At 67.0% G+C, this 24242-nt stretch carries 32 protein-coding genes and 2 pseudogenes; 22 read left to right on the forward strand and 12 right to left on the reverse strand.

The genetic code is table 11. From position 1 onward, the window contains the following. Positions 1 to 283, reverse strand: a 283-nt coding sequence (locus BLQ39_RS12595; protein ID WP_143006471.1) for a transposase, incomplete at its 3' end; no start/stop codon positions are given. 87 nt (positions 284 to 370) lie between these two features. Here BLQ39_RS12595 and BLQ39_RS12600 point away from each other — a divergent pair. Together BLQ39_RS12600 and BLQ39_RS12605 are read left to right on the forward strand one after the other, a co-directional pair. Continuing rightward, a pseudogene (locus BLQ39_RS12600) lies at positions 371 to 1401 on the forward strand (aldo/keto reductase). A 47-nt stretch (positions 1402 to 1448) separates the two neighbouring features. Next, complete coding sequence (locus BLQ39_RS12605; RefSeq protein WP_092324444.1) at positions 1449 to 2459, forward strand: adenosine deaminase; 1011 nt, start codon at positions 1449 to 1451, stop codon at positions 2457 to 2459. A 394-nt stretch (positions 2460 to 2853) separates the two neighbouring features. Here BLQ39_RS12605 and BLQ39_RS12610 read toward each other — a convergent pair whose 3' ends face one another. Then, positions 2854 to 3408: a hypothetical protein gene (locus BLQ39_RS12610; RefSeq protein ID WP_092324445.1), complete on the reverse strand. Its 555-nt coding sequence runs from the start codon at positions 3406 to 3408 to the stop codon at positions 2854 to 2856. Between the two features lie 339 nt (positions 3409 to 3747). On the opposite strand from BLQ39_RS12610, the gene BLQ39_RS12615 reads away from it, so the two are divergent. From BLQ39_RS12615 to BLQ39_RS12650, 8 genes are all read left to right on the forward strand, one after another. After that, positions 3748 to 4167, forward strand: coding sequence for an Asp23/Gls24 family envelope stress response protein (locus tag BLQ39_RS12615; protein ID WP_092324519.1), 420 nt, complete (start codon positions 3748 to 3750; stop codon positions 4165 to 4167). After that, the gene (locus tag BLQ39_RS12620; RefSeq protein WP_092324447.1) at positions 4164 to 4355 is read left to right on the forward strand and encodes a hypothetical protein; all 192 of its coding nucleotides are present in this window, start codon (positions 4164 to 4166) and stop codon (positions 4353 to 4355) included. Before BLQ39_RS12615 ends, BLQ39_RS12620 begins: the two co-directional genes overlap by 4 nt. Beyond that, entirely contained in the window at positions 4352 to 4729 is a 378-nt protein-coding gene (locus tag BLQ39_RS12625; protein ID WP_092324448.1) for a hypothetical protein, read from the forward strand. The genes BLQ39_RS12620 and BLQ39_RS12625 overlap by 4 nt, the downstream gene beginning before the upstream one ends. Next, positions 4726 to 5307: a DUF6286 domain-containing protein gene (locus BLQ39_RS12630; protein WP_135109243.1), complete on the forward strand. Its 582-nt coding sequence runs from the start codon at positions 4726 to 4728 to the stop codon at positions 5305 to 5307. The genes BLQ39_RS12625 and BLQ39_RS12630 overlap by 4 nt, the downstream gene beginning before the upstream one ends. Further along, positions 5304 to 5909 (forward strand): hypothetical protein, encoded by a 606-nt coding sequence (locus BLQ39_RS12635; protein WP_092324451.1) that lies wholly within the window; start codon positions 5304 to 5306, stop codon positions 5907 to 5909. The genes BLQ39_RS12630 and BLQ39_RS12635 overlap by 4 nt, the downstream gene beginning before the upstream one ends. Before the next feature lie 286 nt (positions 5910 to 6195). Next, positions 6196 to 6720 carry a family 16 glycosylhydrolase gene (locus tag BLQ39_RS12640; RefSeq protein ID WP_338419105.1) on the forward strand — a complete coding sequence of 175 codons (525 nt, stop codon included), beginning with the start codon at positions 6196 to 6198 and terminating at the stop codon, positions 6718 to 6720. A gap of 202 nt (positions 6721 to 6922) precedes the next feature. Continuing rightward, positions 6923 to 7492, forward strand: coding sequence for a PadR family transcriptional regulator (locus BLQ39_RS12645; RefSeq protein ID WP_092324454.1), 570 nt, complete (start codon positions 6923 to 6925; stop codon positions 7490 to 7492). 37 nt (positions 7493 to 7529) lie between these two features. Next, the gene (locus tag BLQ39_RS12650; RefSeq protein WP_092324456.1) at positions 7530 to 9239 is read left to right on the forward strand and encodes an ABC1 kinase family protein; all 1710 of its coding nucleotides are present in this window, start codon (positions 7530 to 7532) and stop codon (positions 9237 to 9239) included. Here the strand turns inward: BLQ39_RS12650 and BLQ39_RS15995 are convergent. After that, on the reverse strand, positions 9236 to 9736 hold the full coding sequence (locus BLQ39_RS15995) for a Mut7-C RNAse domain-containing protein (RefSeq protein ID WP_256332761.1): 501 nt from the start codon (positions 9734 to 9736) through the stop codon (positions 9236 to 9238). The genes BLQ39_RS12650 and BLQ39_RS15995 overlap by 4 nt on opposite strands. Continuing rightward, a pseudogene (locus BLQ39_RS16280) lies at positions 9705 to 9899 on the reverse strand (ubiquitin family protein); the annotation flags it as partial. The gene BLQ39_RS15995 and the pseudogene BLQ39_RS16280, both read right to left, overlap by 32 nt. A gap of 100 nt (positions 9900 to 9999) precedes the next feature. Here BLQ39_RS16280 and BLQ39_RS12660 point away from each other — a divergent pair. The 5 genes from BLQ39_RS12660 to BLQ39_RS12675 all read left to right on the forward strand — a co-directional run bounded on the left by BLQ39_RS12660 (position 10000) and on the right by BLQ39_RS12675 (position 12874). Continuing rightward, positions 10000 to 10227 carry a hypothetical protein gene (locus BLQ39_RS12660; protein WP_092324457.1) on the forward strand — a complete coding sequence of 76 codons (228 nt, stop codon included), beginning with the start codon at positions 10000 to 10002 and terminating at the stop codon, positions 10225 to 10227. A gap of 121 nt (positions 10228 to 10348) precedes the next feature. Continuing rightward, complete coding sequence (locus tag BLQ39_RS12665) at positions 10349 to 10846, forward strand: hypothetical protein (RefSeq protein WP_092324459.1); 498 nt, start codon at positions 10349 to 10351, stop codon at positions 10844 to 10846. Then, entirely contained in the window at positions 10843 to 12198 is a 1356-nt protein-coding gene (locus tag BLQ39_RS12670; protein ID WP_135109241.1) for a nucleotidyl cyclase domain-containing protein, read from the forward strand. Before BLQ39_RS12665 ends, BLQ39_RS12670 begins: the two co-directional genes overlap by 4 nt. Continuing rightward, complete coding sequence (locus tag BLQ39_RS15900; RefSeq protein ID WP_166784378.1) at positions 12195 to 12362, forward strand: hypothetical protein; 168 nt, start codon at positions 12195 to 12197, stop codon at positions 12360 to 12362. The genes BLQ39_RS12670 and BLQ39_RS15900 overlap by 4 nt, the downstream gene beginning before the upstream one ends. 167 nt (positions 12363 to 12529) lie before the next feature. Next, positions 12530 to 12874 (forward strand): low affinity iron permease family protein, encoded by a 345-nt coding sequence (locus BLQ39_RS12675; RefSeq protein WP_166784377.1) that lies wholly within the window; start codon positions 12530 to 12532, stop codon positions 12872 to 12874. 190 nt (positions 12875 to 13064) lie between these two features. On the opposite strand, the gene BLQ39_RS16315 is transcribed toward BLQ39_RS12675, so the two are convergent. Continuing rightward, positions 13065 to 13352, reverse strand: coding sequence for an alpha/beta family hydrolase (locus BLQ39_RS16315; protein ID WP_134574760.1), 288 nt, complete (start codon positions 13350 to 13352; stop codon positions 13065 to 13067). 217 nt (positions 13353 to 13569) lie between these two features. Between BLQ39_RS16315 and arfB the strand changes: the two genes are divergently transcribed. Beyond that, on the forward strand, positions 13570 to 13992 hold the full coding sequence (arfB, locus tag BLQ39_RS12685; RefSeq protein WP_092324465.1) for an alternative ribosome rescue aminoacyl-tRNA hydrolase ArfB: 423 nt from the start codon (positions 13570 to 13572) through the stop codon (positions 13990 to 13992). Between the two features lie 124 nt (positions 13993 to 14116). Here the strand turns inward: arfB and BLQ39_RS16005 are convergent, their stop codons facing one another. The 3 genes from BLQ39_RS16005 to BLQ39_RS12700 form a co-directional block, all read right to left on the reverse strand. Next, positions 14117 to 14365, reverse strand: a complete 249-nt coding sequence (locus tag BLQ39_RS16005; RefSeq protein WP_198417065.1) for a hypothetical protein — start codon at positions 14363 to 14365, stop codon at positions 14117 to 14119. Between the two features lie 184 nt (positions 14366 to 14549). Continuing rightward, positions 14550 to 14969, reverse strand: a complete 420-nt coding sequence (locus tag BLQ39_RS12695; protein ID WP_092324467.1) for a hypothetical protein — start codon at positions 14967 to 14969, stop codon at positions 14550 to 14552. A gap of 65 nt (positions 14970 to 15034) precedes the next feature. Then, positions 15035 to 16918 (reverse strand): FAD-binding monooxygenase, encoded by a 1884-nt coding sequence (locus tag BLQ39_RS12700; RefSeq protein ID WP_092324468.1) that lies wholly within the window; start codon positions 16916 to 16918, stop codon positions 15035 to 15037. Between the two features lie 248 nt (positions 16919 to 17166). Between BLQ39_RS12700 and BLQ39_RS12705 the strand changes: the two genes are divergently transcribed. Both BLQ39_RS12705 and BLQ39_RS12710 read left to right on the forward strand, forming a co-directional pair. Continuing rightward, complete coding sequence (locus BLQ39_RS12705; protein WP_092324521.1) at positions 17167 to 17367, forward strand: hypothetical protein; 201 nt, start codon at positions 17167 to 17169, stop codon at positions 17365 to 17367. Positions 17368 to 17442: 75 nt separating this feature from the next. Further along, entirely contained in the window at positions 17443 to 18429 is a 987-nt protein-coding gene (locus tag BLQ39_RS12710) for a squalene cyclase (protein ID WP_092324470.1), read from the forward strand. On the opposite strand, the gene BLQ39_RS12715 is transcribed toward BLQ39_RS12710, so the two are convergent. After that, positions 18412 to 18891, reverse strand: coding sequence for a nitroreductase/quinone reductase family protein (locus BLQ39_RS12715; protein ID WP_092324471.1), 480 nt, complete (start codon positions 18889 to 18891; stop codon positions 18412 to 18414). The genes BLQ39_RS12710 and BLQ39_RS12715 overlap by 18 nt on opposite strands. A 236-nt stretch (positions 18892 to 19127) precedes the next feature. On the opposite strand from BLQ39_RS12715, the gene BLQ39_RS12720 reads away from it, so the two are divergent. Further along, the gene (locus tag BLQ39_RS12720) at positions 19128 to 19424 is read left to right on the forward strand and encodes a TFIIB-type zinc ribbon-containing protein (RefSeq protein ID WP_092324473.1); all 297 of its coding nucleotides are present in this window, start codon (positions 19128 to 19130) and stop codon (positions 19422 to 19424) included. Here the strand turns inward: BLQ39_RS12720 and BLQ39_RS12725 are convergent. Next, complete coding sequence (locus BLQ39_RS12725; RefSeq protein WP_422386352.1) at positions 19323 to 19820, reverse strand: cation diffusion facilitator family transporter; 498 nt, start codon at positions 19818 to 19820, stop codon at positions 19323 to 19325. The genes BLQ39_RS12720 and BLQ39_RS12725 overlap by 102 nt on opposite strands. Before the next feature lie 23 nt (positions 19821 to 19843). Then, positions 19844 to 20740, reverse strand: coding sequence for a LysR family transcriptional regulator ArgP (locus BLQ39_RS12730; RefSeq protein ID WP_092324474.1), 897 nt, complete (start codon positions 20738 to 20740; stop codon positions 19844 to 19846). A gap of 71 nt (positions 20741 to 20811) precedes the next feature. Here BLQ39_RS12730 and BLQ39_RS12735 point away from each other — a divergent pair, with 71 nt between their 5' ends. From BLQ39_RS12735 to BLQ39_RS12745, 3 genes are all read left to right on the forward strand, one after another. Beyond that, the gene (locus BLQ39_RS12735; RefSeq protein ID WP_092324476.1) at positions 20812 to 21492 is read left to right on the forward strand and encodes a LysE/ArgO family amino acid transporter; all 681 of its coding nucleotides are present in this window, start codon (positions 20812 to 20814) and stop codon (positions 21490 to 21492) included. A 66-nt stretch (positions 21493 to 21558) separates the two neighbouring features. After that, a complete protein-coding gene (locus BLQ39_RS12740; RefSeq protein WP_092324477.1) occupies positions 21559 to 21933 on the forward strand; it encodes an ArsR/SmtB family transcription factor in 375 nt (124 codons plus the stop codon). Between the two features lie 12 nt (positions 21934 to 21945). Then, complete coding sequence (locus BLQ39_RS12745; RefSeq protein ID WP_092324478.1) at positions 21946 to 22440, forward strand: SRPBCC family protein; 495 nt, start codon at positions 21946 to 21948, stop codon at positions 22438 to 22440. Positions 22441 to 22449: 9 nt separating this feature from the next. On the opposite strand, the gene arsA is transcribed toward BLQ39_RS12745, so the two are convergent. Next, positions 22450 to 24240: an arsenical pump-driving ATPase gene (gene arsA / locus BLQ39_RS12750; RefSeq protein WP_092324479.1), complete on the reverse strand. Its 1791-nt coding sequence runs from the start codon at positions 24238 to 24240 to the stop codon at positions 22450 to 22452. Positions 24241 to 24242 lie beyond the last annotated feature (2 nt).

A 24242-nucleotide genomic window follows, 5' to 3' on the forward strand; every position in this document is an offset into this window, starting at 1 on the left:
AGTCGATCATCCCGACCGCGTCGGCCTCGGCCAGCAACCGGGAGTGGATCTTGTCCCAGGTCCCGTCGCAGCTAAACCGGCGATGCCGTTTCCAGACCGTCTGCCACGGACCGAAATTCTCCGGCAGATCCCGCCACGGAATTCCCGCCCGGAACCGGTAAATGATGCCCTCCAGGATCGAGCGATGATCCCGGAACGGTCGCCCCGCACTGCCATCCGAGCTCGGCATCAACGATTCGATCCGAGCCCACTGGTGATCGGTCAGCAAAGCAGTACGAGACATCCCTCCACCCTCCCAAACGAATCACGATTCGATTAGGAGACACGCCCTAGGGGAGCACGCCCATTCACCGACGGACAGGACGCATACATGCGCTATCGCACTCTCGGAAACAGCGGGGCGGTCGTCTCGACCTACGCCCTCGGTACGATGACCTTCGGCGCGGAGGCCGACTCCAACACCTCCCACGCGCTGCTCGACACCTTTGAGGCCGCCGGCGGCACTCTCGTCGACACCGCGGATGTCTACAGCGCCGGCGTCTCAGAACAGATCATCGGCACCTGGCTCGCGGCGCACCCGGTGGAACGCGAGCAGATCGTGCTCACCACCAAGGGCCGTTTCCCCATGGGTAGTGGCCCAACGACCTCGGCACCAGCCGCCGCCACCTGATTCGCGCCCTCGATGACTCCCTGCGCCGCCTCGGCACCGAACACATCGACCTCTACCAACTGCACGCCTGGGACCCGGTCACCCCGCTCGAGGAAACCCTGCGCTTCCTCGACGACGCCATCCGCGGGGGCAAGATCGGCTACTGGGGCGTCTCCAACTTCACCGGATGGCAGCTCACCAAGGCCGCGCACCGGGCACAGGCGCTCGGCTTCACCCCGCCGGTCACCCTCCAGCCGCAATACAGCCTGCTGGTGCGCGAAATCGAGAGCGAAATCGTGCCAGCCGCCCTCGACGCCGGCCTCGGGCTGCTGCCCTGGTCGCCCCTCGGCGGCGGCTGGCTCACCGGCAAATACCAGCGCGACGTGGACCCGACCGGCGCCACCCGCCTCGGCGAGGACCCGCAGCGCGGCATGGAAGCGTGGCTGCCGCGCAATGAACTCGACCGCACCTGGCGGATCGTCGACACCGTCGCCGCGGTGGCCGCAGAGATCGGTGCGACGAGCGGGCAGGTCTCCCTGGCGTGGCTCGAAGCGCAACCGGGCGTCACCGCGGTGATCCTGGGGGCGCGCACGGTGGCTCAACTGAGCGAGAACCTGGACGCGGCATCCGTGGCGCTGAGCCCGACGCAGCTCGAGCGGTTGAGCAAGGTCAGCGCCCCCGTCGTCTCGGACTACCCCTACGGGACCGCGGCGCTCGAACAGCGCGGCCGCCGGCTGCCCGGCGGCCGCTGACCCCGGCCGTTGCCACAACGGATGCCCGCCACCGGAAGGCCCCTCACATGCTGACTCCCGCCCAGATTCACGACCTGCCCAAGGTCGAACTGCACCTGCATATAGAAGGGACGCTGGAGCCGGAGCTGATTATGCAGCTCGCAGAGCGCAACGGCATCCGCTTGCCCTGGGCCGACATTGAGGAGCTGCGCCGGCAGTACGAATTCACCGACCTCCAGTCGTTCTTGAACCTGTACTACGCCAACATGGCGGTGCTGCAGACCGAGGCCGACTTCGCCGATCTGACCCGCGCCTATCTGCGGCGCGCGCAGGCGGCCGGCGTGCGGCACGCCGAGATCTTTATGGACCCGCAGGCGCACACCGTGCGCGGGGTGGACCTCGCAACCTGCGTGAACGGGGTGGCGTCGGCGATTGCCGAGAGCGAAGCCGAATTCGGAGTGTCTTCGGCCCTGATCGTGACCTTTTTGCGCGACCGTGAGGCCGCCGAGGCCCTCACGATGATGCACGACCTCATCGAGATGCGGGCGCCGATCGTGGGCATCGGGCTGGACTCGGCCGAGGTCGGGCATCCGCCGATCGACTTTGTCGAGGTCTTCGCGCTTGCCCGCGAGCACGGTCTGCAGTGTGTGGCGCACGCCGGTGAGGAGGGCCCGCCGGCGTATGTGTGGCAGGCGCTCGAGCTGTTGCAGGTGTCGCGTATCGACCACGGCATCCGCAGCCTCGAAGATGAGCTCGTGGAACACCTGGTCAAGCACCAGATCCCGCTCACCGTGTGCCCATTCTCGAACGTGCGGCTGCGCGTGGTCGACACGCTCGCCGACCACCCGCTGCCGGCGATGCTGGCCCGCGGACTGGCCGTCACCGTTAACTCCGATGACCCGGCGTACTTCGGCGGTTACCTCGACGACAACTTCACGGCCCTCACCGACACCCTCAGTTTCGGTGCCGAGGAGGTCGCAACCCTCGCCCGCAACGCGGTGCGGGCATCCTTCCTGACAGCGGATGCCCAGGCCCCCCTGTTGATGGAGATCAACGAGTGGCTCTCCGCCCAGCTCTGAACCCGCCGCTGTGTGGCCGCAGGGGCCTGGCCCACGAGGCCGAGGCGCGCGAGCGGATCCAGCCGGTCGATGAGGCTTTTGTGTGCAGTTCGTGATCTGTAGCTGTTGCCGAGTGTGATGGTGACGGTCAGGGTCGTGGTTTCGGTCGGGTTGTGTGCGCGGTCGCTGGGCTGTTTTCTCGGGCTTTCCGGTTGCGGAGGACGCGCAACACGATCGGCAGGATTGCGGGGAGGTAGCGAAGGAAGCGGAACACGGTGTCCTTCCGGTTTGGGGGTGGACGCCGGCCCCGCCGGTGGGCGGGGCCGGCGAAGAGAGCTGGTGATTCGGCGTCGGTAGGCTCGCCCGAGGGGAGGCGGGCGTGACGCTGCTGCCGGAGAGGGGTTCAGCCGACGCCTTATTTCCGGAAGTTCTTGATGGTGGTCTGCAAGAGTCCTGCGATCGGTCTCTGCTGCTCTCCCTGCTGTGCGGCAAGCACGATGATGACGAGTGTGAGTGCGGGGGTGGCCCATTGCAGGATGCGCTGCTGACGCTGCGCCGACGCGAGGCGGTCGGAGCTACCGTGCGCGGGTTCGGTGACGCCCTCGGTCGGTTCGCCTTGGTGGTCGTTGATGGTCCGGCCGAGAATTCCGGAGTATGCGGTGGTCGCACCGGCGAGGACGGTCACGATGATCTTCCAGGTCGTGTTGGTTCGGCTTTCCTCCTGCGCGGAGAGGCGGGTCTTGTTGGCTCTGATGAGCCCGATGCCGCCGATACCGTGGGCGAGGAGCGCAGCTATCTGTACCGGCGCCCATTTGGCCCAGCCGAGCGACGAAAGCCGGAGCCGCTCGCGGGGTGACGATGCCTCGGCTGTCGCACCGTTCAGGCCGACGGCACCCATCAGGGAACCGCCAAACCATGCGGCTAGTCCGAGATCGTGCAAGCTTCTGACGAATGTGTTGCGACCACTCATGGGGGCCTCCTTCGTTGTGAAATGAAAACGACACTTCGCTCACAGTCATACGTAGATCGATTTTTCAGGGTGGACAGTACCACGATCACGGCTGGCAAGACAGGATCCGGGTGATGAATCATCGCTCGCGAAACGGTGTGCCTCGTGATCGTGTACGTGGAGTTGTGGGGTGTCACGCGAGTCGGCGTTGGTTGTGCGCACGGTTCGCGCGGAGGCCGGAGTTGTGGGAGATGTAGGGCAACAGAATCCGGGGGCTTGACATGTCTGGTTGGTCGCGCGCTACTGGTGAAAACACATGCTCGGGCGCAGTTCGCGTTCGATAAGACGAAGGAGCTTGACATGTCTGACACAACAACATCAAGCGCGTCCCACACTCAGGACAGCGGCACCGGTAAGACGACGATTGAAAATAGCGTGGTCGCGAAGGTCGCCGGGATCGCCGCGAAAGACGTCGCAGGCGTTTATGCGCTCGGTGGCGGGGCGCAGCGGGTGGTCGGTGCCATCCGCGGGCTGGCCGGTGCGGAATCGCAGTCGCAGGGCATCAGCGTTGAAGTTGGCGAGACGCAGGTCGCAGTGGATGTGACCATGGTTGCCGAGTACCCGCTGCCATTGCAGGATCTGGCCGAGCGTGTCCGACAGTCGGTGATCCGCGCGATTGAGACAATCGTGGGCATGGAGGTCACCGAGGTGAACGTGACCATCAACGACGTGCACATTCCCGCCGATGATGACGACGACACCGAGAAGCGTGTCCAGTGAACGCCACCACGGCCGGGATCCTGATCGGGGCCATACTCGTGATCGTGTGGATCACGTTGGGCTTTGGCGCGTTCGTGCTCGTCCTGGTGGGGATGATCGTGGGCGGGATCGTCGGCCGAATCGTTGACGGCAAGCTCGACCTCCCGGGTGTTGTGGATGCCGTCCGAGGTAGGCGCTCCTCGTCATGAGCGATGCAGAGTTCTCGTCCCGTGCCGTCCAGCGGGGGCGCACGAGGATCACCGCGCGTGCTCTGGAGAAGATTGTGTCTGCGGTCGCTGCGGATGCGTTCGGTGTTGAGCAGAAGCGGGTGTCGCTGCAGATTGAGGATGCGCGCGGCGAGCTGAGTCTGTGGGTCAAGACACCGTTGCCGGTCCCGTCATTGGAGGAGATCCGCGAAGATCCAGCCCGAGTCGCAGACGGTGGCGGCCCGGTCTTGGAGCGGGCGAATCGGGCGCAGGAGAACATCCGAGAGCACGTTCAAAGGATCACCGGATCCGCGGTGGCACGGGTGATGGTGGAGATCACCGGTGCGGACGTCACCCCGCAGAGGAGAGTGAAATGACATCCGAGCAAGCTACCTACGCCCGGGTGATTCGTCGTGAAACGCATTCGCCCCGGTCGGGATTGGCCATCGTCCTCGCGGTCATCCTCATCCTGGTCTGCGCGTGGCTGGGCACCGAAATCGTGCTCGCCCTGCTGGGGCGGCCTGCCCTGCTGGTTGCCCCTGTCGACATGGGCCGCGGGGTCGTCGCGATCGGTCGGTATCCGACCGTGCCCGTCATCATCGCCGGTGTGATCGTGGCAATCATCGGGTTGATTTTGGTGGTCGTGTCTGTCTCGGCCGGTCGGCGTGCCCGCCATGTGCTTCCGTCGCAGCGCAGCGCGATCGTCGTCGATGACGAGGTCATCGCTTCAGCGCTGGCACGGCAGGCTTCCTACGCCGGCAATATTGATCCGGATGATGTCGAGGTCCGTGTTTCCCGACGGTCGGCGTCGGTGCGCATCCGGCCCACCTCGGGGCAGTCCGTGGACAAAGATGCAATCGAACACGCGGTCACTGAGATGCTGGAGCGCTATCAGACCGCCCCGGCGTTGCACGCACGGGTGTCGGTGCAGAAGGAAGCGAAGGTTGGCGCGTGAACGACACCAACCGTGCCACGAACCGGATCCTCATCCTCGTCATCGGCATGATCACCCTGGCCGTCGGTGCCGGGAGCATTCTCCTCGGGATCGCCGGCCCGGTGCGATCCGGGTGGCGACGCGCTGCCCCGGATGTGTCTCAGCAGATCGCGGACACGTTCGCGGCCGCGACGATTCCCGGAACCTCGAGCAGCTGGCTCTCGGTGGCGGGCGTGGCTGTGCTGATCGTGTTGGTCGTGCTGCTGATCGTATTCATCCTGCGACAAGGCAACGGGCGCACCAGGCACCTGCTCCGCAGCGAACCCGGCGAGCACGGCGGGGTCGCCATCGACGCCGCGTTCGCCGAGCAGTCGCTGCAGAACTTTCTCGACACCAAGTCCGAGCTGGTCGCCTCCCATGTCTCGACCTACCAGGTTCGGAACACACCCGTACTGAAAGTCGTCGTCACATGCCGGCGGGGAGTTTCTCCCAAAGACGTCGGGGACGTTATCGATTCCTCCCTCGCATCACTGGATCACCTCCTGGGCCAGCACCTGTCCACGTTCGTGCAGATCAGCGGCGGGTTCCGCGCTCGCATGACCAAATCCACCCGGCTGCAATAGATCGAGGCGCGGCCGGGACCGAGTGCGGGGGAGGGGAGAACGCCGCGTGTCGTCGGGGCCTCTCATCAGGGCTTTGTCGCATCCGGGGCGGGTTGTTACTCTGACCCAATGAAGAACTTTGACACCGTTGTCATCGGTGCGGGCGTCTCTGGGTTAACCGCCGCGCGGCTGTTGGCGCGGCAAGGGCAACCTCAACATCAAACCCATCCGCGACACCCAGAAGAACTGGACCTCAGGTCGTATCGAAACCCAGCGCACAGACTTCCAGCCCGACCCTGGCAAGAAGATGGCAGTCGAGGCCCGCATCCAGATGCCGAACGTCACCGGCACAGCGGCGCAGGGCTACTGGCCGGCGTTCTGGATGCTCGGCGCTCCATTCCGCGGTAACTACACGAACTGGCCGTCGGTGGGCGAGATGGACATCATGGAAAACGTCAACGGCGTGAACACGGTCTGGGCGACGTTGCACTGCGGCACGAGCCCCGGCGGTCCGTGCAACGTGCCCACGGGTCTCGGCGGCAGCACGACGTGCCCAGGTGCCCCGTGCCAGTCGGCGTTCCATGTCTACCGAATTGAGTGGGACCGCAGGGGCGCGAGCGAACAGCTCCGTTGGTCCGTGGACGGCGTCGTCTACCACATCGTCAATCAGGGCGATGTAGACGCCACGACGTGGGCCAATGCCACCGGCCACGGCTTCTTCATCATCCTCAATGTGGCCATTGGCGGCAGCTGGCCGGGTCGCCCCAGTGGGCTGACAAAGTCGGGGATACCCATGCTCGTTGACTACGTTTCGGTATATAAGAGCATTTAGGCTCTTCGGCACGAGGCGGGCGGTCCGTATGTGCGGGCCGCTCGCCGCCGCACCGGATCGACCTTCCCCCTCGGGGGCCGCACCGCACCGAGGCGCCCGGACTGCCTGCGAATACGGGAATGCAGTCTCGCTTCACGAGGTTGACCGATATATCGTTAAGTATCGCCGAGCCTGGATGGCTGTGGCGCTGAGGAGGAAGATCATGAGCAATTCATTCATGGGGGATGGGTTCGGGGGACGCCGCGGCGGCGGCGGAGAAGGCTGGCCGGGTTCCGTGGTGTGGGACGCGATGGAGCAGCTGCGCGGCCAGTTCGACCGCAAGGCCGGCCCGAGGATGGGCCGCGGCGACGTGCGCGCGGCGGTGCTTGCGCTGCTCGCCGAGAAGCCGATGCACGGCTATCAGATCATCCAGGAGATCGAGGAACGCAGCAATGGTGCGTGGAAGCCGAGTCCCGGCTCGGTGTATCCCACGCTTCAGCTGCTGGCGGACGAGGGCGTCATCGCCGCCGAGGAGTCCAACGGTCGCAAGACCTACTCGCTCACCGACGAGGGGCGACAGATGGCGGATGCCGCGGCAGATCAGCCTGCGCCGTGGGAGGCGCCGAGTGCTCGGGACAGCGGGCGGGCGAGCGCGCTGCCCAAGGCCGGCATCGACCTGGCCCAGGCAGCCGCACAGGTCGGGCGCTCCGGCAGCCCGGAGCAGGTGAAACAGGCTGTTGCCGTTCTGGAAGAGGCACGTCGTAAGCTCTATTCCATCCTCGCCCAGGACTGACCGAGTGCTCACAGCACGTCGGCATCAAGGAGATCAGATGACCGACGTCGGGAACATGCGCGCCCGCACCCGCAGGATCCTGTGGTTCGCCGCCCGCCATCTGGCGCAGACGTGGTGGTACGAACTGTTTCTGCCGCGGGTCGGGCTCGCGCGGGTCGCAGCGCGAAACAGGTCGGCGCGCCTGCAGCGCATTGCGCAGCGCTTCCACGTGCTCGCTGTCGACCTCGGCGGCCTGATGATCAAGGTCGGCCAGTTCATGTCGTCGCGCCTCGACGTGCTGCCGCCGGAGATCACGAAGGAGCTCGAGGGTCTGCAGGACGAGGTTCCGCCGGTGCCGTTCCCGGAGATCCGAACCCTCGCGGAAGCCGAGCTGGGTGTGACGCTCGAGCGAGCGTTCTCGTTCATCGATCCAACGCCGGTGGCCGCGGCATCCCTCGGTCAGGTGCACCGCGCTCGGCTCTCGGAAACGGATGCCGCCGACACCGGCCTGCTCGACGTGGTCGTCAAGATTCAACGGCCGGGCATCCGCACGATCGTCGATGTCGACCTCAGCGCTCTGCGCCGTGTCGCCCGCTGGCTCAGCCACATTCGCCTGGTCTCGGATCGCGTCGACGTGCCCGCCCTCGTCGAGGAGTTCGCGGTCACGAGTCTCGAGGAGATCGACTACCTGCACGAGGCGGCGAACGCCGAGCGGTTCGCTCAGTCCTTCGCAGGCGACGCCCGGGTCGGCGTTCCCGACCTGGTGTGGGAGCGCACCACCAGGCGGGTGCTGACCCTGCAGGATGTGACCGCCATCAAGATCAACGATGTGGACGGGCTGAGGGCGGCCGGCATCGACCCGGCCGAAGTGGCCACCGAGTTCGCGGCCGTCATGTTCGACCAGCTTTTCGTGCACGGCTACTTCCACGCCGACCCGCACCCCGGCAACATCTTCGTCACGCCCCTTCGCGACGCCGGTGTGCCCGGAGCGGGCGGCAGCCGGGGCTGGAAGTTCACCTTCATCGACTTCGGGATGATGGGCGACGTGCCCGATGCCCTGCGGGAGGGTCTTCGGAAGCTGCTCATCGCCGCCGCGTCACGCAACGGCAAGGGGATGGTGGACGGCATCCGCGAGGTGGGTGTGCTCCTGCCCTCCGCTGACACCGCGGAACTCGAGCGGGCGATGACGAAGCTGTTCGCCCGGTTCGGCGGGATGGGTTTCGCCGAGTTGCAGGATGTCGACCCGCGCGAGTTCCGCGCCTTCGCCCTCGAGTTCGGTGATGTGGTGCGCTCGCTGCCGTTTCAGCTTCCGGAGAACTTCCTGCTCATCGTGCGCGCGATGTCGCTGACCTCGGGGATGTGCAGTTCGCTCGACCCCGCCTTCAATATCTGGAATTCCGTCGAGCCGTATTCCGCCCAACTGATCCGGGCCGAGGGCGGGAACCTGGTGCAGACGGTGGCAAAGGAAGCGATGTCGGCCGCGGGCATCATCGCGCGGCTGCCCCAGCGGCTTGACAACCTCACCACGCGGATCGAAGAGGGTACGGTCTCGGTGCAGACCCCGCGGCTCGAGCGTCGCCTGGCCGACCTCGAGCGAACGGGACGGCGGATCGTCTCGGCAATCCTCTTCGCCGCCCTGCTGATCGGCGGCATCCTGCTGCGCGCCGAGGATGCCGTGATCGGAACGGTGCTCATCGCCGTTTCTGCGCTCCCGCTGCTCCACGCCCTCTTCGCCCGGATCCTGGCGCGGCGCGGCCCTCTGCCCTAGCTGGTGGCCCGGCGCACCAGAGCCTCAAGGCGCCGGCTGTGCGCGCCGCGCCAGTACACCCGACCACAACCGGTGTACCGCGAAAACGAGCGATAGGTGCGAGCGGTGCCTGGCTCGAGCTGGGCCGCGACCTCTGTGGCGGACACCTCTTCGAGGAGTGCCCCGCAGCGCAGGCATCGCGTCCACGGTGCGAGTCGCGGGGCGAAGCGACTGAGGATGTCGTCGAGTTGCGCGTCCACGTCGTCTGTGCGGATGAGCGCACCGTCGTGCACGTTTCTGCGGAAGAGCAGTCCGCGGTCCAGGGTGAGCAACTCCCGCTGCTCGGTCGCGGAACGGGTGGCAAGGCTGGAGTCATCGCCATCGGGCTCATAGGCCGCGTCGATGCCGAGTAGGCGCATCCGTCGCGCCAGCGTGCGCTGACGCGTGTCCGATGTGCGTCGTGCGAAGTGCCTCGCGGCCGATCCTCCGGCCGTCGACGGATGCGGCCCCGACCTCAGTCAGCGGCACGCCCAGGACCTGAAGGAGGTGTGCCACCGTTTCTGTGGGAGCTGCATCACGCACGACGCGGTCTCCCCGGTCTCGCCTGGGCAGCAGGGACCGGAGTGAGGGATCGACCTCGACAATGACGAACGGCACGTCGACATCGTGCCTGCAGCTCACTCCGGGAGCAAGACACCGGTCGCGATTCCAGTTGGGCGTACGACCGCTATGCTCGCTTCATGACCTGGCTCCCGATTCAACCCTGCCCGCCGGGCGGGAGTTGTACCGGAAGGACCACACCACGGTCGAACACCCCTGGCCGCTGAAGAACAAGCTGCCCGCTGGACACCAGCCCTTCACGAAATGGGAGCTCCTCGAGATGCTCGAGGAGCTCCCGGACCCTGAGACGCCGATTTGGATCGACAACTACTGGCAGATTCGCCGTCAGATCACGCAGCGGCCCGTTGACCTGATGTACATCGCCACGGATGGCTTCCACATCGGATAGCGATTGACCGGGCCGTCTCTGAGCGGGCGGCCCGGTCATGGAAGAATTTCGGATGCTGCGTGGGGTCGTACGGTGCGCTCCCGCGAGTGACCGGCGCACCGATCGGGTGCAGAATGACCGCATGGCGACGAATTCATCTTTACCGGCGCCTGCGCCGCCCACCCCGGTTGAGCAGGGTCGCGCCGCCCTTGCCCGCCATGCGTGGGGGGAGGCATTCGAACAGCTGACCAAGGCCGACGCCCAGGGTCAGCTTGATGGGGGCGACCTCGAGCTCCTGGCGACAGCGGCGTGGTGGACGGGTCAGCTGCCCCAGGCCATCGAGGTCCGCGAACGCAGCTATGCCGCTGCGATGAAGGCCAACCGGCTCGAGGCGGCCGTCATGGCGGCGGTCAGCCTGGCGCGTGACAACGTCTACCGGGCTGCCGATTCCATGTCGGCCGCCTGGGCCCGCCGCGCCGAGCGATCGCTGGAAAATGTGCCTGAAAACGCCGCGCATGGCTGGCTCGCGATCGTGCGTTCGTTCCGCGCCGCCATGTCGGCGATATCGATACCGCGCTCGCGGCGGCGACCCTGGCCGAGGAGATCGGGCGGCGATTGGAGGATCGGGATGTTGCGGTGATGGCCCAGGCGGAACGCGGGTTCGCGCTGGTCAACCGGGGTCATGTCGACGAAGGGCTTGCCCTGGTCGACGAGTCCAGCGTGGCGGCGGTCGCCGGTGAGCTCGAGCCGGGCACGGCAGGCGGAATCTGCTGCACGACCATCGGCACGTGCGCGAGTCTGGGTGAGTGGCGACGCGCGGCCGAGTGGACCGAGGCGCAGGATCGCTGGTGCAAACGGGAGGGCATCAACGGGTTCCCGGGCATGTGTCGCCTCTATCGATCCGAGATCAAGCAGCTGCGCGGCCAGTGGCTGGAAGCGGAGGCCGAGGCGCGCCGGGCATCGATCGAACTCGAGAACTTCATTTCGGCCGCGGCCGCCCTGGCGCTCTACCGGATCGGTGCGATTCGCCTCCAGCGTGGCGACCTGGAGGCTGCCGAGGAGGTCCTGACGCAGGCGCACGCCCGCGGGACGAAGACCGAGCCGGCGTTCTCGCTGCTGTGCCTCGCGCAGGGACGCACTGAAGTTGCAGCGGCGTCCATTCGGCGCGCCCTCGAGGACCCGCCGAGAACGACGTCCTGGGACGCGCCGCCGGACACGCCGCTGATGCGGATGCCCCTGCTGCGGGCCCAGATCGAGATCGCCCTGGCGGCGAAAGATCTCGCGACTGCGCGCGCGGCCGTCGATGAGCTCGAGGCGCTCGCGGGCCGGTTCGGCAGCCAGGCGATCGGGGCCGGCGTCGCAAGCGCGCGCGGCATGTTCCAGCTGGCCTCGGGTGGCGCGCCGGTCGCCGAGGTCGCCCTCCGCACCGCCGTCGAGGCGTGGACGAGACTGGAGGCGCCGCACGAGGCAGCGCGGGCGTGGATGGGGCTGGCCCAGGCGTGCGCGGCGAACGACAACGCGGACCGAGCCGCGGTCGAACTGCGGGCCGCCGCCGACACATTCGAGCACCTCGGTGCCCTCATCGACCTGTCGAGGGCCCGAGAGCTCCTCGCCTCCCTCGGCGACGAGGGAGGCGGCGCACCGAGGCACACCGACGCCCGGCAGCTGAAGGCGTTCGTCTTCACCGACATCGTCGACTCGACAAAGCTGGGCGAGCTGCTCGGCGACGAGGCCTGGGGGAAGCTCATGCGCTGGCACGATCAGGCGGTGCGATCGGCCGTAGCGGAGCACGGCGGGGAGGAACTCAAGAAGATCGGAGACGGTTTCTTCCTCGCCTTCGACGACACGGACCGCGCGATCGAGGCGAGATCGCCCTCCAGCGCCGCCTGGCCCAGCAACGTGACACCCAGGGTTTCGCCCCGTCAATCCGGGTCGGCATCCACGCCGCCGAGGCGACGCGGCTCGCCTCGGACTATTCGGGCACGGGCGTGAACATCGCCGCCCGGATCGCGGCAGCAGCCTCCGGGTCCGAGATCCTGGTCAGTGAAACGAGCCTTGCGGGCAGCCGGCGCTCGTTCGGCGAGACCGGACGTCGCACACTCGAACTGAAGGGCATCTCAGTGCCAACAACGGTCGTTTCGATCGACTGGCGCTGAGCGGTCGCGCCCTCAACAGAGCGGTTACTGTGGTGCCTATGTCTGGTCAGAACGAGGAGCAGGATCCGGGATCACCGTCGGCCTCGCGGTCACGACCGCCGGCAGACGAAAGCGACCGCGGTCCAGAGCGGCGGGAGCGCCGGTGGAGGAGTCGACTGCTTCATCAGGTGGGCGATGCCACCTCGCTCGCGACGGTGGGGCTGGCGGTCGCATCTCTCACGGCGCTGTGGCTGGCGGTGGGCTTCTTCTTTGCCTTTCCGTCCTGGTGGAACAATGTGCTGTACAGCGTGACGTCCTCGATCACGCTCGTCATGGTGTTCGTGATCCAGCACACCCAGGCCCGACAGCAGGCCGCGACACAGCGCAAACTCGACGAGATGGTGCGAGCCCTTCCGGCCGCGAACAATCGGCTCATTGCCGTTGAGGAGGCCGCCTCCGACGTGGAACTAGAGAACCTGGCGGACAGCAATCTCGATCACCGCAAGCAAGCAGAAACCGAAACCCAGCAATAAGTGTGAGCATGAACCCGTCGTGTCAACGACCCACTGTTCATCCGGCGACGGCCGGACCGTTTCCCCGAATGAACCCGGCGACGGCCGGAGCGAGCGATGCCCCCGCCTCGGCTGGGGTGCGCTTGGTTCCACTGATCTCGAACGAATGGTTCGCGTCGGTCAGCCACTGAAGCGTGGCCGTTGCGCCGATTCATTCGACGACCTGGTCGAGCTCGTCTCGGGTGGCGAACGGGTCGCGCGTGCCCTGCAGGAACAGCGTCGGCAGGTCGATTCCGTACCGGTGCTCGTCGCGCATCGTCTCCGGCTTGCCGGGCGGATGCAACGGGTAGCCGAGCAGGACCAGGCCTGCTGCCGCCATGCCGGCGGCCACCGCCATCGAGGCCATGCGCCCGCCGAAGGACTTGCCTCCCGCCCAGACGGGTTCGCCTGGGGAACGGGAGATCGCGACATCCATGGCCGCCCTCTCTGAGGACTCCATGCGTACATGATGCCCTCCCGCAGCTTCCCGCGGTGCAGGCCTACTTATACATGGCGATGAAGCGGCCGACCACGCCGCCGGCGCGCAGCTTGTCGATCGCCTCGGGGATCTCGGCCTGGGTGATCAGGTTCATCGGCGGGTTGAGCTGGCCCGACTTCATCAGCTTCCGCGCGGCATTGATGCTTCAATCGCACCTGCATCGTGCAACGCTGGTGGCATGGATCTGGAGGTGTCGCCCGCGCTCACGATTCCCGCGTCGGAACTCGGCTGGCGGTTCTCGCGTTCGTCCGGGCCCGGCGGCCAGCACGTCAACACCTCCGACAGTCGCGTCGAGCTCTTCTGGAACGTCGCCGACTCGGCGGCACTCGACGATGACCAGCGGATGCTGCTGCTCACGCGACTCGGGCGTCGCCTCGTCGCCGGGGTGATCACCGTGGCCGCCTCCGAGCGGCGCTCGCAGCTGCGCAACCGCGAGATCGCCCTGGCCAAGCTCGCCGACCTCGTGGCCGCGGGCCTTGCCCCCGATGCGGCTCCCCGCCGCCCGACCAAACCCACCCGGGGCTCGGGCCGGCGGCACCTCGCCGCCAAGCAACAGCGCTCGGCGACGAAACGGCAGCGGCAGCGGCCGTCCGCCGAGTAGCACCGTCCAGCCTGCAGGCTCCAGCCTTTGGTCCCTCGCATAGGTGAGGACGGCCGGCGAACAGTCATACGCCTGCTGTGGAAGCGCGTCGAGCGCGTCGAAGAAGCGCCGTTGCCCCGCGGAACTAGCCCCGGTTTTGTTGTTCAGTCAGCTTCACTGCGAGCAGGTTTGCGGCTTCTCCCGGTGTCAGAGTCAGAATGCTGGCCTCGTCCACGCCGAGTTCGCTGAGTGCTCGGATGAGGTAGAGCGGCAGAGCGTTATCGGCGCACTGGTTCTTGGGTGCGCCCCGATCGGGGAGCCGCCCTTTGCGGACGCACGCCCAGAAGATATCCACGGTCACTTCGAGCTGCTCTCGTAAGATATGTGACCACATGCTTGGAGAGTATGTCGATTTGTCGAGGGGCTTCGAGATGCGGGTTCGAAGGATTCGCCCGTCCCATAGCGTCAACTCGTACGTGCGATGGTGCGATACCGGCCGGCCCGTAGCTCCGCGAACGATGCTCCAGCCTTCTCCCTCGCAGAACTCGTCGTGGTGCTCACGCGTGGCAGCCGGGTGCTTACTCACCACCGCACTCAAGCCAATCGAGGAGCTGATCCTCGTCGGAGAGCTTGATCAGCTGAACGAGCGCCCAATTGGCCGTGTGGTTGGGTGCACCCTGGAGCCGGTCCTCCCAATCATCCGCGTATTCCCGCAGTGACAGAGCGAGGTCTGCGAGAGCGCCAGAGATATCCTCGCCCTCCGAGACAAAGGGGCGGTCCTGCATGAGGGCGATCGTACGCCCGTCCTCCCTGTACACCTTCACACGGGGCAGGACCGTGCGGTGGAAGTATCCGCGGAGCTTCTCGGCCGGCATAACTGCCGACAAGTGGGCGTCGCGGAGCACGGTAACGATGCGCCCCTGCTCAGTGGCGTCGAGGACGTCCTTGAGGTGCAGACGTGCGTCAGTGAACGAGCCGTAGTCGGCTGTGATTGGCATGGCTCTTCTTCTCCGTTGGGGACGTACATGAAGTACATCACGTACATCGTAGCGCGTCCAGCCGGCTACCGGGCGAGCAGCATCTGCCGGAAGAACGCAGCCAGCGCCGCGGTCGCCGTCAGCGGCAACACGTTCGCCACGTACTGGTCCGGACGCACCACCACAACCGCGCCACCGCGGTTGATGCCGCGGAGCTCGAAGATGTCGTGCTCCGGGTCTGCGGCGTACACCTTCTCGTAGTCGATCAGCGCGAACGGACCGGTCTTCGGCAGGAACGCGCCGGGAACCCGGCCGATGTCCACGCCGGCGTGCGCCTGCTGGTAGACCACCTTGACGTCGAAGACGCTGTCGATGTCGCTCCCCGCGGGAGTGTGCACGAGAAGCGGCGAATCAGGCGAGGTCTGCATCCAGTGCGCCCAGTCCGCCAGCGCCGAGGGCTCACCGGATGCGGCGGCATCCGCGAACGCGTACACGCGCCAGCGCCCATCGGCGCGGTGGTGGTGCCCCAGCTGCACCGGGTTGGCGTCCGCGACGCGAACCACCGGGGCGGACTTGAAGCGCTTGCCGACCGGGAACCCGGTGGCGAGTTCCTGGTGGGTCGACTCGCCAATCAGCATCGACGCCGGGTACTGCGTCATGAAACCGGCAGGGAACTCGGCGGTCTTCGTGTAGAACTCCTCCAACGGCACGTCGAGCTCCTCCGGCTTTTTCGCCATCAGGCTCGACCACTCCTTGTCGAAGTCGATGAGGTTCCTGGCGATGACCTGACGCTCGGCCGAGTAGGTGCCGAGCAGGGTTTCGGGGCTGCGGCCGTCGAGCACATGGCCGAGCTTCCAGCCCAGGTTGAAGCCGTCCTGCATCGAGACGTTCATGCCCTGGCCGGCCTTGGCGCTGTGCGTGTGGCACGCGTCACCGGTGATGAAGACGCGCGGCGTGCGGGTGCCGATCTCGTGGGGGAGCACGTCGTCGAATCGGTCGGTGAGACGATGGGCGACCTCGTACACGCTGTGCCAGGCGACGTTCTTCACGTCCAGCGTGTAGGGGTGCAGGATCGCGTTCGCTTTCCCGATGATTTCGTCGATCGTCGTTTTTCGCACGGCCCCATTGTCGTCGTCGGCCACGTCGCCCAGGTCGACGTACATGCGGAACAGGTAGCCGCCCTCGCGCGGAATGAGCAGGATGCTTCCGCCCGAGCCGGACTGGATCGCGCATTTCGTGCGAATGTCCGGGAAGTCGGTGACCGCGAGCACGTCCATGACCCCCCAGGCGTGCTTTGCCTGGTCGCCGGCGAGCGTGCAGCCGATGGAGTCGCGCACGCCACTGCGGGCACCGTCGGCGCCGACCACGTATTTGGCGTGAACGGTGCGCTCCTGTCCCGCCCGTTCCCCGGTGGTGTGCGCGAGCGTCACCGTGACGGGATATTCGCCCTCGTTGCTATTCGACAGGCCGCGGAACTCCAGGCCGAAATCAGGCTTCATTCGCGTCGGCGAATTGGCCATCACCTCGGCGAAGTAGTCCAACACGCGCGCCTGGTTGACGATGAGGTGCGGGAACTCGCTGATGCCGGTGGGGTCATCCACCGCGCGAGCGGTGCGGATGATGCGCGACCGGTCGCTCGGGTCCGGCTTCCAGAATGCCATCTCGGTAATGCGGTAGGCCTCGGCGATGATGCGCTCCGCGAAACCGAACGCCTGGAAGGTCTCGACGCTGCGGGCCTGGATACCGTCGGCCTGCCCGATCGGAAGGCGTGCGCCGCGGCGCTCCACGATACGAGTCGTGATACCCGGGAACTGGGAGAGCTGGGCTGCGGTGATCATGCCCGCTGGGCCCGTTCCGACGATGAGCACGTCGACATTCTCGGGGAGCTCGTCGGGACGGTCGAGGCCGACCCCTGCGGCGTCCTGGATGCGCGGGTCTGTGGATACGTATCCGTGGTGGTGGAACTGCACGGCTTCCTCACTTCGTTGTGGGCGAATCGGACATCACTGTCGCTGTATCTTCGATAATCCAACGCGCAGTTCTTTTGTCGCTTTCTGAATCGTATATCATCTGGCTGGCCGCGGTGCTGTGCGACGAAGACGCGCCCGAACAACGCCCGGGACTGGTGCCGAGGCGCGGGGGTGTCGCTTTGCGGGCACTGCGGCTATCTTTATGCCGATGGAGTAGTCAGGAAGACCTCGTGGAAACGGAGGATCGGATGGGTACGGACAGCCGGGCACGGGTGATCGTGCGAGAGGGACCATGGGGATTCGTCTTCTTGTTGGCGTACATCGGAGCCGCCATCTACTTCATCTCGATGTCAAGCGGATCATTCTGGGGCGTCATCCTCGGACTGCTCCAGGCGGCCGTCTGGCCGGTCTACGTCATCTACCACGTGTTGGTGCTGATCGGCGCCTGATCGCCCCGCCTGAGCCCAGGCTGCTACCCGTGCGTTTCCGCAACGGGTTCGTCGCAGCGCGGTAGCCTGTCGGCCATGAGCCTCGACCCCGCCCTGCTCGACTGGATGCTCGACGCCGACCCGGCGCTGCGCTGGCGGGTCGAGCGCGACCTGGCCGGCGCGCCACCCGACGTGTGGGGCGCGACCCGGGCCCGAATCGCGACGGAGGGGTTCGGTGCGCGGCTGCTCGCGCTGCAGGAGCCGGACGGGCAGTGGGCGGGCGGGGCGTACTTCCCGAAGGACTTCGACTTCGAGGGCCCCGAGGCGGCCGATGACGCGGGACAGCCGTACACCGCGACGACGTGGTCGCTCAACGCGCTCCGCGACTGGGGCCTGGATGCCGCCGTCCTGGCCGGCACGGCCGACCTGCTCGCCGCGAACAGCCGCTGGGAATACGAGAACCTGCCGTATTGGGGAGGCGAAGTCGACTGCTGCATCAACGCGTTCACGCTCGCCAACGGCGTCTGGCTCGGGGCGGATGTCTCCGGCATCGCCCAGTGGTTCCTCGACCACCAGATGGCCGAAGGCGGCTGGAACTGCGAGTGGGTCGAGGGCTCGACCCGGTCGTCATTCCACTCCACGCTCAACTCGCTGAAGGGCCTGCTGTACTACGAGGCTGCGACCGGAGGCAGCGACGCGCAGCGCGCTGCCCGACGAGCCGGTGAGGAATACCTGCTGCAGCGTCGGCTGCTGCGCCGGCTGTCCACCGGCGAGCCCGTCGCTCCATGGGCGACGCGGTTCGTGTACCCGTTCCGCTGGTTCTACAGTGTGCTGAACGCGGCGGACTACTTCCGGGCGGCGGCGCTGCACGACGGGACGGCCCCCGATCCGCGGCTCGCCGACGCCATCGAGGTAATCCGCGCCGCCCGGCGCCCCGACGGCACCTGGCTGCAGGAGCGCCGCCACCCCGGGCGGGTGTGGTTCGAGGTCGATGTGCCGGCCGGCGAGCCGTCCAGGTGGCTCACGTTCTACGGCACGCGGGTGCTCGAGTGGTGGGATGCTTCCTTAGCTTCCGGGTCCTGAGATTCTGGGTTCGAAGACCACCACGGCCGTCTCCGTCGGCCGGCGGCGGGCGTAGCCGTCGAGATCCTTGTCGAGTGACCGCCAGAGGTCCCAGAGCCGGGCACGGTCCGCCCCGGTCGCGGCGTGGGCGACGACCTCACGGGTCCCGTCGGTGAGCTGCACCCGGGCCTGCGGGTGCGCCTGCAGGTTCAGCCACCACGCGGGTTCTCCTTCGCCCCAGCCGTTCATCGCCATGGTCACCAGGTTCGGGCCGTCCTCGAAATAGCCGACGATCACCGAGCGCTCCTGACCGCTGCGGCGCCCGATTGTGGTCAATCGCAGTGCGCCCCAACGCTCGGCCCGAGCGGGCCACAGGCCGCGACGCCCGCCGGTGAACCGGACCAGGGCCCGGTGCACCTTCCAGAAGAGCACGATGAACCATCGCGGCTGAAGTCGCGGGGTCCGTTCGCTCTCACCAGGCATCCTGATCAGCCCCTTCCGTCGTCGACACCGGTCATGGTAGCGGGGTCTGGTCACCCGCGCGCCCTGCCTGGAGGCGACGTCACGGCATGTAGTCCCGGTCGGCCGTTCCTCGTGGTGCCTGCCGGCGAGCATGAACAACTGCGGTGTATTGTGCGGCCGCCGCGGGCCGGTTGCCAGCTTGAGGCAATAGGTTTTTTCCATGGATAGGATCGCCCTTCCCCTGGATTGGATTGCCAATGAAATGCCCCACCGATGACACTCTCCTGGTCATGACAGACCGCTCGGGGATCGAAATTGACTACTGCCCCCAGTGCCGGGGTGTGTGGTTGGACCGTGGCGAACTCGACAAGATCATCGAGCGATCTTCGATCGCTGCCGTGCCGCAGGCATCCGCCCAGCCTCCAGCCGGCTACCCGGCGAACGACGGCTGGTCACGCGGCCGCACGGACGACGCACACGGCCAGTCCCACGGCGGTTACTCGGACGGGCGAAAGCGCAAGAAAGAGAACTGGCTCAGCGAGCTCTTCGATTGAGCCGAATCCGGCAATCACCAGGGCAGCGATCGAATCCGCCCACCCCCACCCCCGCAGAGAGTTGAGCAGCAGTCCACCGAGGTGCGCTGCGGACAGATAGCTGCACATCAGGGTCTGCTTCGAGTCCGCCACGGCCGACGCCGACCCCAGCTCACGGCCGGTGCGGCGCTCCAGCCAGCTCAGCACCGGCATGACGGCAGCCAGCGCGATCCCGACCGGGCTGTGCTCCGCTTCGCGAAGGCCAGAGATCGACGGGTCGGCATCGACAATCACGTGGGCGGCCAGGCCGAAGAACGCGTACGCGATGACGCGTTTCGTTTTCGGGCGGATCGGTGTCGCGAACGTCGACGACCATGCACTGACTATACAGTCACCACTGATCTGTGGAGGCCTCACCGCCAGGTGCGCCGTGCGTCGGACTAAGACCGTCTGAGCCGTGCCGCAGCCGCTTCCCGCACGACGTGCGTGAGGCCGTCGAGCAGGGGAGAGGCGAGGTTCCACCGCTGCCAGTAGAGCCGAACGTCGACCGGATGCTTCGGCGCGAGCTCCACGAGGGCGCCGGCGCGGAGGTGGGCGTCGGCCTGCTGCTCGGGCAGAAGACCCCAGCCGAGTCCAAGCACAATCGAGCGGGCGAAGTCGGCGGAGGTCGGGATGAGGTGCCGAGGTCCGGACGGCTCGCGGCCGGTTGCCGTGCGCACAAAATCGCGCTGCAGCTCGTCCTTCCGGTCGAAGTCGACGACTGGGATGCGGTCGAGGTCGGCGAGGTCGCCGCGGGGGTTCCAGCGTGAGAGGAAGGCGGGGGAGGCGACGGCCTTGTAACGCATGACCCCGAGCAGACTCGACGTGCATCCCTGCACGGCCTGTTCTGCCGCTGTCACTGCGGCCATGACGGTGCCGGAGCGAAGGAGGGAGACGGTGTACTCCTCATCGTCACGGTGCACGTCGAAGATGGCGCCGAAGCGCTCGTGGGCGGTTGCGAGGGCGGGCAGGAACCAGGTCGCGAGTGAGTCCGCATTGACGGCGACGGCGATCGAGTACGTCGCCTGTTCCTGGCCGTCCTCGCCCAGATCCCGGCGAAGGTCTTTGCCGAGGAGATCCACTTCGCGTGCGTAGCGCGCCACGCTTTCGCCCGCGGCGGTGGCCCGGGCGGGATTCGTGCGTTGCACGAGCAGCTGCCCGGTCGCCTCCTCCATCGCCTTGATGCGCTGGGATACTGCAGAGGCGGTGACGTGCAGGCGCACAGCGGCGGCGTCGAACGTGCCCTCGTCAAGGACCGCCACGAGGGTCCGCAGATGTTCGAGGGAATACGACGGCATTAGCTCTCCTAACGGTGAGTAAGAAACATTAGCTGTTCTGTCGTCAGGCGGCTGAGTAGGGTCGAGGAATAATGCAGATCGTGATTGCGCCCTTGTTGATGGGCCTCGGAACCGGGCTCGCCCTCATCGTCGCCATCGGGGCCCAGAACGCGTTTGTTCTGCGGCTCGGCATCGCCGGCCGGGGCCGGGAGATCCTCGCCGTCGTCGCTATCTGCGCCGCATCCGACATCGCGCTCATCGCCGCCGGGGTGCTCGGCATCGGTTCCGTGGTCGAGCGCTTTCCCGTGGCGCTCATCGTGCTGCGCTTTGTCGGCGCTGCCTTCCTGATCGGCTACGGAGTGCTGGCCGCTCGCCGCGCGGTGCACCCAGGTGCGCTGCGCGTCGACGACGGCGCGGTGCCGCCGGCTCCGGGCGCTGCCGAGGCTCAGGGCGGCAGCACGCTGACCGTCGAACGCCCAATCCGTCTCCGCGCAGCGGTGGTGACCGCACTGGCTTTCACCTGGCTCAACCCGCACGTGTACCTCGACACCCTGATTTTCGCCGGATCGATCGCCAACCAGCAGGGTCCTGACCTGCGCTGGTGGTGGGCGGCCGGCGCCATGATCGCGAGCCTCGTCTGGTTCTTCGCCCTTGGCTTCGGCGCCCGCCTGCTCCGGCCGATCTTCGCTCGTCCGGGGGCATGGCGCGTTCTGGACATCTGCATCGCAGTGGGAATGATCGGCCTCGGGCTTGGCCTCGCAATCGCCGGCTGACCGACCGAGCCTGCCGGCATCCGAACCCCTTGCGGCACCACGTCAGGAAAGCTAAAGTACAACCAAATGGTTGTAGAAAGCGTAGTGGACGACGAAGCGGACCGCATCTTTCATGCGCTCGCCGATGCGACGCGCCGGGACATCGTGGTGCGTGTCGTCCAGCAGGAGCAGTCGGTGTCGACGCTCGCCGCAGGCTATGCCATGAGTTTCGCGGCGGTCCAGAAGCACGTGGCAGTGCTCGAGCGGGCGGCCCTGGTCGTCAAGGAACGCCGGGGGAGGGAGCAGATCGTGCACGGAAACCTCGAAACCGTCCGCCGGGCCACCCGCCTGCTTCAGCGCTACGAGGAACTCTGGCGGTATCGCGTGCAGAACATCAGCAGCATCCTGTCCGAAGACCGAGAAGAAGACCGAGAAGAAGACCGAGAAACGGAAAACGAGTAAAGGAGAGAGTTCATGACTGTCGTCAGTTCACACAAAGACCCGGAGGCGCTGACCCTCACGTTCGTGGCCGAGTTCGACGCGAGCGTGGAACGGGTGTGGCAGGTGTGGGAGGATCCCCGCCAGCTCGAGCGGTGGTGGGGCCCGCCCACGTGGCCGGCCACCTTCGACCGGCACGACTTCGTGCAGGGTGGCCGGTCGAACTACTACATGACCGGCCCCGATGGCGAGAAGGCCCGCGGCTGGTGGGTGATCACGTCGATCCAGCCGCCGCACCGGCTGGAGTTCGACGACGGTTTCGCCGACGAAAACGGTGAGCCCGCCCGCGACATGGGCGCCACCCACGGTGTCGTGACGTTGGAAGCATCCGAGGTTGGCACCCGGATGACCGCCGTCACCACGTTCGAGAGCGTGGAGCAGCTCGAGAAGATGTCGGCCATGGGCATGGAGGAAGGCATGCGGGAGGCGCTGAGCCAGATCGATGCGCTGCTGGCCGAAGTGAGGGCCTGACCGGTCCGGTCAGGCCTGGGCGTCTGCGGGCACCTCGACCGGGCGGCCGTCCTGCAGGGCGCGCAGGGCCGGGATGCCGACCGGCTCGGCCGAAAGCAGGGGGACAACGGCCAGCCTGTCCGCGTAGCGGCTCTGCACCTGGTCGATCTCTGCCAGCTCGTTCGCGGCCCGCGCCCGGAGGAAGGGGGAGTCCGGCGCCGCGGCCGCGATTGAGTTGTTGATGATCCAGGCCCACGGCGTGATGCCGGCGCGGCGCAGGTCTTCCTGCAGCTCGGCTGCCTCGAGCACCGGGGTGGTCTCGGCGAGGGTGACGAGCAGCACCTTCGTCTGCTCCGGGTCCTGCAGCTTCATCATCGGGGTGGTGAGGTGCATGGTGCTCCCGACCTGGCGCTTGACCTCCCGGTCGTAGGAGCCGGTCGCGTCGAGGAGGAGCAGGGTGTGGCCGGTCGGCGCCGTGTCCATCACCACGAATTTGCTCTTCGCCTCCCGGATGACGCGGGAGAACGCCTGGAACACGGCGATCTCCTCGGTGCACGGGGAGCGGAGGTCCTCCGCCAGCATGGCCAGGCCCTGCTCGTCGAGGTGGGCGCCCTTGCTGCGCATGACCGAGTCGGTGTAGCGCTGGATCTCTACGGCGGGGTCGATGCGGGAGACTTCGAGGTTGTCGGCGCCGCCGTGGAGGGTGTCGGCCAGGTGCGCAGCGGGGTCCGTCGTCGTCAGGTGCACCGGGAGTCCGCGATCGGCGAGGGCGACGGCGATGGCTGCCGCCATGGTGGTCTTGCCGACGCCGCCCTTGCCCATCAGCATGACGAGCCCGTGGCCTGCGGCGGCGATGTCGTCAACGAGGGCCGACAGCGGCGCGTCCGGCGTGACCAGCGAGGCATCCGCGGGGTCGGTGGGGGAGTTCCCGGGCTGGAGCAGGCTCCGCAGGGCGGGCAGGCCCACCATGTTGTTGCTCTTCAGGTCGATGTGGTCCGTCGGCAGCGCTTTCACGGCCTCGGACATGTCCGCGAGGGCGAGGCGTTCGCGGCTGTGGATGGACGTCGCCAGGGGGTCGGTCCCCGCGACGTCGGCGGGAAGGATGCCGTTGACGACCAGATACTGGTTGCCCATGCCGATCGCGGCCAGTTCCGTGTGGGTTCGGGCTGCCTCCTGCAGCGTGGACTGCTGGGCCCGGGCGACCAGGACCAGCCGGGTGCGCGCCGGGTCGGCGAGGGCGGAGACGGCTTCGGCGTAGATCGCCCGCTGCTTTTCCAGCCCGGAGAGCGGGCCCAGGCAGGAGGGGTCACCCTTGCCTTCGTTGAGGAAGTCCGTCCAGGATCCCGGCAGCCGCAGCAGCCGGATCGTGTGGCCGGTCGGGGCCGTGTCGAAGATGATGTGGTCGTAGGCGGCGGTCCAGGCGGCATCCGTGAGGAGGTCGGTGAACTCGTTGAACGAGGCGATTTCGGTGGTGCAGGCGCCGGAGAGCTGTTCCTCGATCGAGGCGACGGCCGCGGCCGGGAGCACGCCGCGTACCGGTCCGACGATGCGTTCCCGGTACTGCTGCACGGCCTGCTCCGGATCGATTTCCAGCGCGGACAGACCTGGCACGGAGTCGATCGGGGTCACGGTGTTGCCGATGGTGACGCCGAAGACCTGGCCCACGTTGGAGGCCGGGTCGGTGCTGACGAGCAGAACGGATGCCCCGGCATCGGCCAGACGCACGGCCGTCGCGCACGCGACGGAGGTCTTGCCGACCCCGCCCTTGCCGGTGAAGAAGAGGAAGCGCGGGGCGGCGTCGAGGAACTTCAGAGCAGTCATTA

Source organism: Cryobacterium psychrotolerans (genome assembly GCF_900101115.1).
Taxonomy (GTDB): domain Bacteria; phylum Actinomycetota; class Actinomycetes; order Actinomycetales; family Microbacteriaceae; genus Cryobacterium; species Cryobacterium psychrotolerans.

Excerpts from the sequence above, each read along its gene's own strand:
- BLQ39_RS12605 (WP_092324444.1), top strand. The coding sequence starts at position 1,449 with ATGCTGACTCCCGCCCAGATTCACGACCTGCCCAAGGTCGAACTGCAC.
- BLQ39_RS12610 (WP_092324445.1), bottom strand. The coding sequence starts at position 3,408 with ATGAGTGGTCGCAACACATTCGTCAGAAGCTTGCACGATCTCGGACTA.
- BLQ39_RS12615 (WP_092324519.1), top strand. The coding sequence starts at position 3,748 with ATGTCTGACACAACAACATCAAGCGCGTCCCACACTCAGGACAGCGGC.
- BLQ39_RS12625 (WP_092324448.1), top strand. The coding sequence starts at position 4,352 with ATGAGCGATGCAGAGTTCTCGTCCCGTGCCGTCCAGCGGGGGCGCACG.
- BLQ39_RS12630 (WP_135109243.1), top strand. The coding sequence starts at position 4,726 with ATGACATCCGAGCAAGCTACCTACGCCCGGGTGATTCGTCGTGAAACG.
- BLQ39_RS12640 (WP_338419105.1), top strand. The coding sequence starts at position 6,196 with ATGGCAGTCGAGGCCCGCATCCAGATGCCGAACGTCACCGGCACAGCG.
- BLQ39_RS12645 (WP_092324454.1), top strand. The coding sequence starts at position 6,923 with ATGAGCAATTCATTCATGGGGGATGGGTTCGGGGGACGCCGCGGCGGC.
- BLQ39_RS12650 (WP_092324456.1), top strand. The coding sequence starts at position 7,530 with ATGACCGACGTCGGGAACATGCGCGCCCGCACCCGCAGGATCCTGTGG.
- BLQ39_RS12665 (WP_092324459.1), top strand. The coding sequence starts at position 10,349 with ATGGCGACGAATTCATCTTTACCGGCGCCTGCGCCGCCCACCCCGGTT.
- BLQ39_RS16315 (WP_134574760.1), bottom strand. The coding sequence starts at position 13,352 with ATGGAGTCCTCAGAGAGGGCGGCCATGGATGTCGCGATCTCCCGTTCC.
- arfB (WP_092324465.1), top strand. The coding sequence starts at position 13,570 with ATGGATCTGGAGGTGTCGCCCGCGCTCACGATTCCCGCGTCGGAACTC.
- BLQ39_RS16005 (WP_198417065.1), bottom strand. The coding sequence starts at position 14,365 with ATGTGGTCACATATCTTACGAGAGCAGCTCGAAGTGACCGTGGATATC.
- BLQ39_RS12695 (WP_092324467.1), bottom strand. The coding sequence starts at position 14,969 with ATGCCAATCACAGCCGACTACGGCTCGTTCACTGACGCACGTCTGCAC.
- BLQ39_RS12705 (WP_092324521.1), top strand. The coding sequence starts at position 17,167 with ATGGGTACGGACAGCCGGGCACGGGTGATCGTGCGAGAGGGACCATGG.
- BLQ39_RS12710 (WP_092324470.1), top strand. The coding sequence starts at position 17,443 with ATGAGCCTCGACCCCGCCCTGCTCGACTGGATGCTCGACGCCGACCCG.
- BLQ39_RS12715 (WP_092324471.1), bottom strand. The coding sequence starts at position 18,891 with ATGCCTGGTGAGAGCGAACGGACCCCGCGACTTCAGCCGCGATGGTTC.
- BLQ39_RS12720 (WP_092324473.1), top strand. The coding sequence starts at position 19,128 with ATGAAATGCCCCACCGATGACACTCTCCTGGTCATGACAGACCGCTCG.
- BLQ39_RS12730 (WP_092324474.1), bottom strand. The coding sequence starts at position 20,740 with ATGCCGTCGTATTCCCTCGAACATCTGCGGACCCTCGTGGCGGTCCTT.
- BLQ39_RS12735 (WP_092324476.1), top strand. The coding sequence starts at position 20,812 with ATGCAGATCGTGATTGCGCCCTTGTTGATGGGCCTCGGAACCGGGCTC.
- BLQ39_RS12740 (WP_092324477.1), top strand. The coding sequence starts at position 21,559 with ATGGTTGTAGAAAGCGTAGTGGACGACGAAGCGGACCGCATCTTTCAT.
- BLQ39_RS12745 (WP_092324478.1), top strand. The coding sequence starts at position 21,946 with ATGACTGTCGTCAGTTCACACAAAGACCCGGAGGCGCTGACCCTCACG.
- arsA (WP_092324479.1), bottom strand. The coding sequence starts at position 24,240 with ATGACTGCTCTGAAGTTCCTCGACGCCGCCCCGCGCTTCCTCTTCTTC.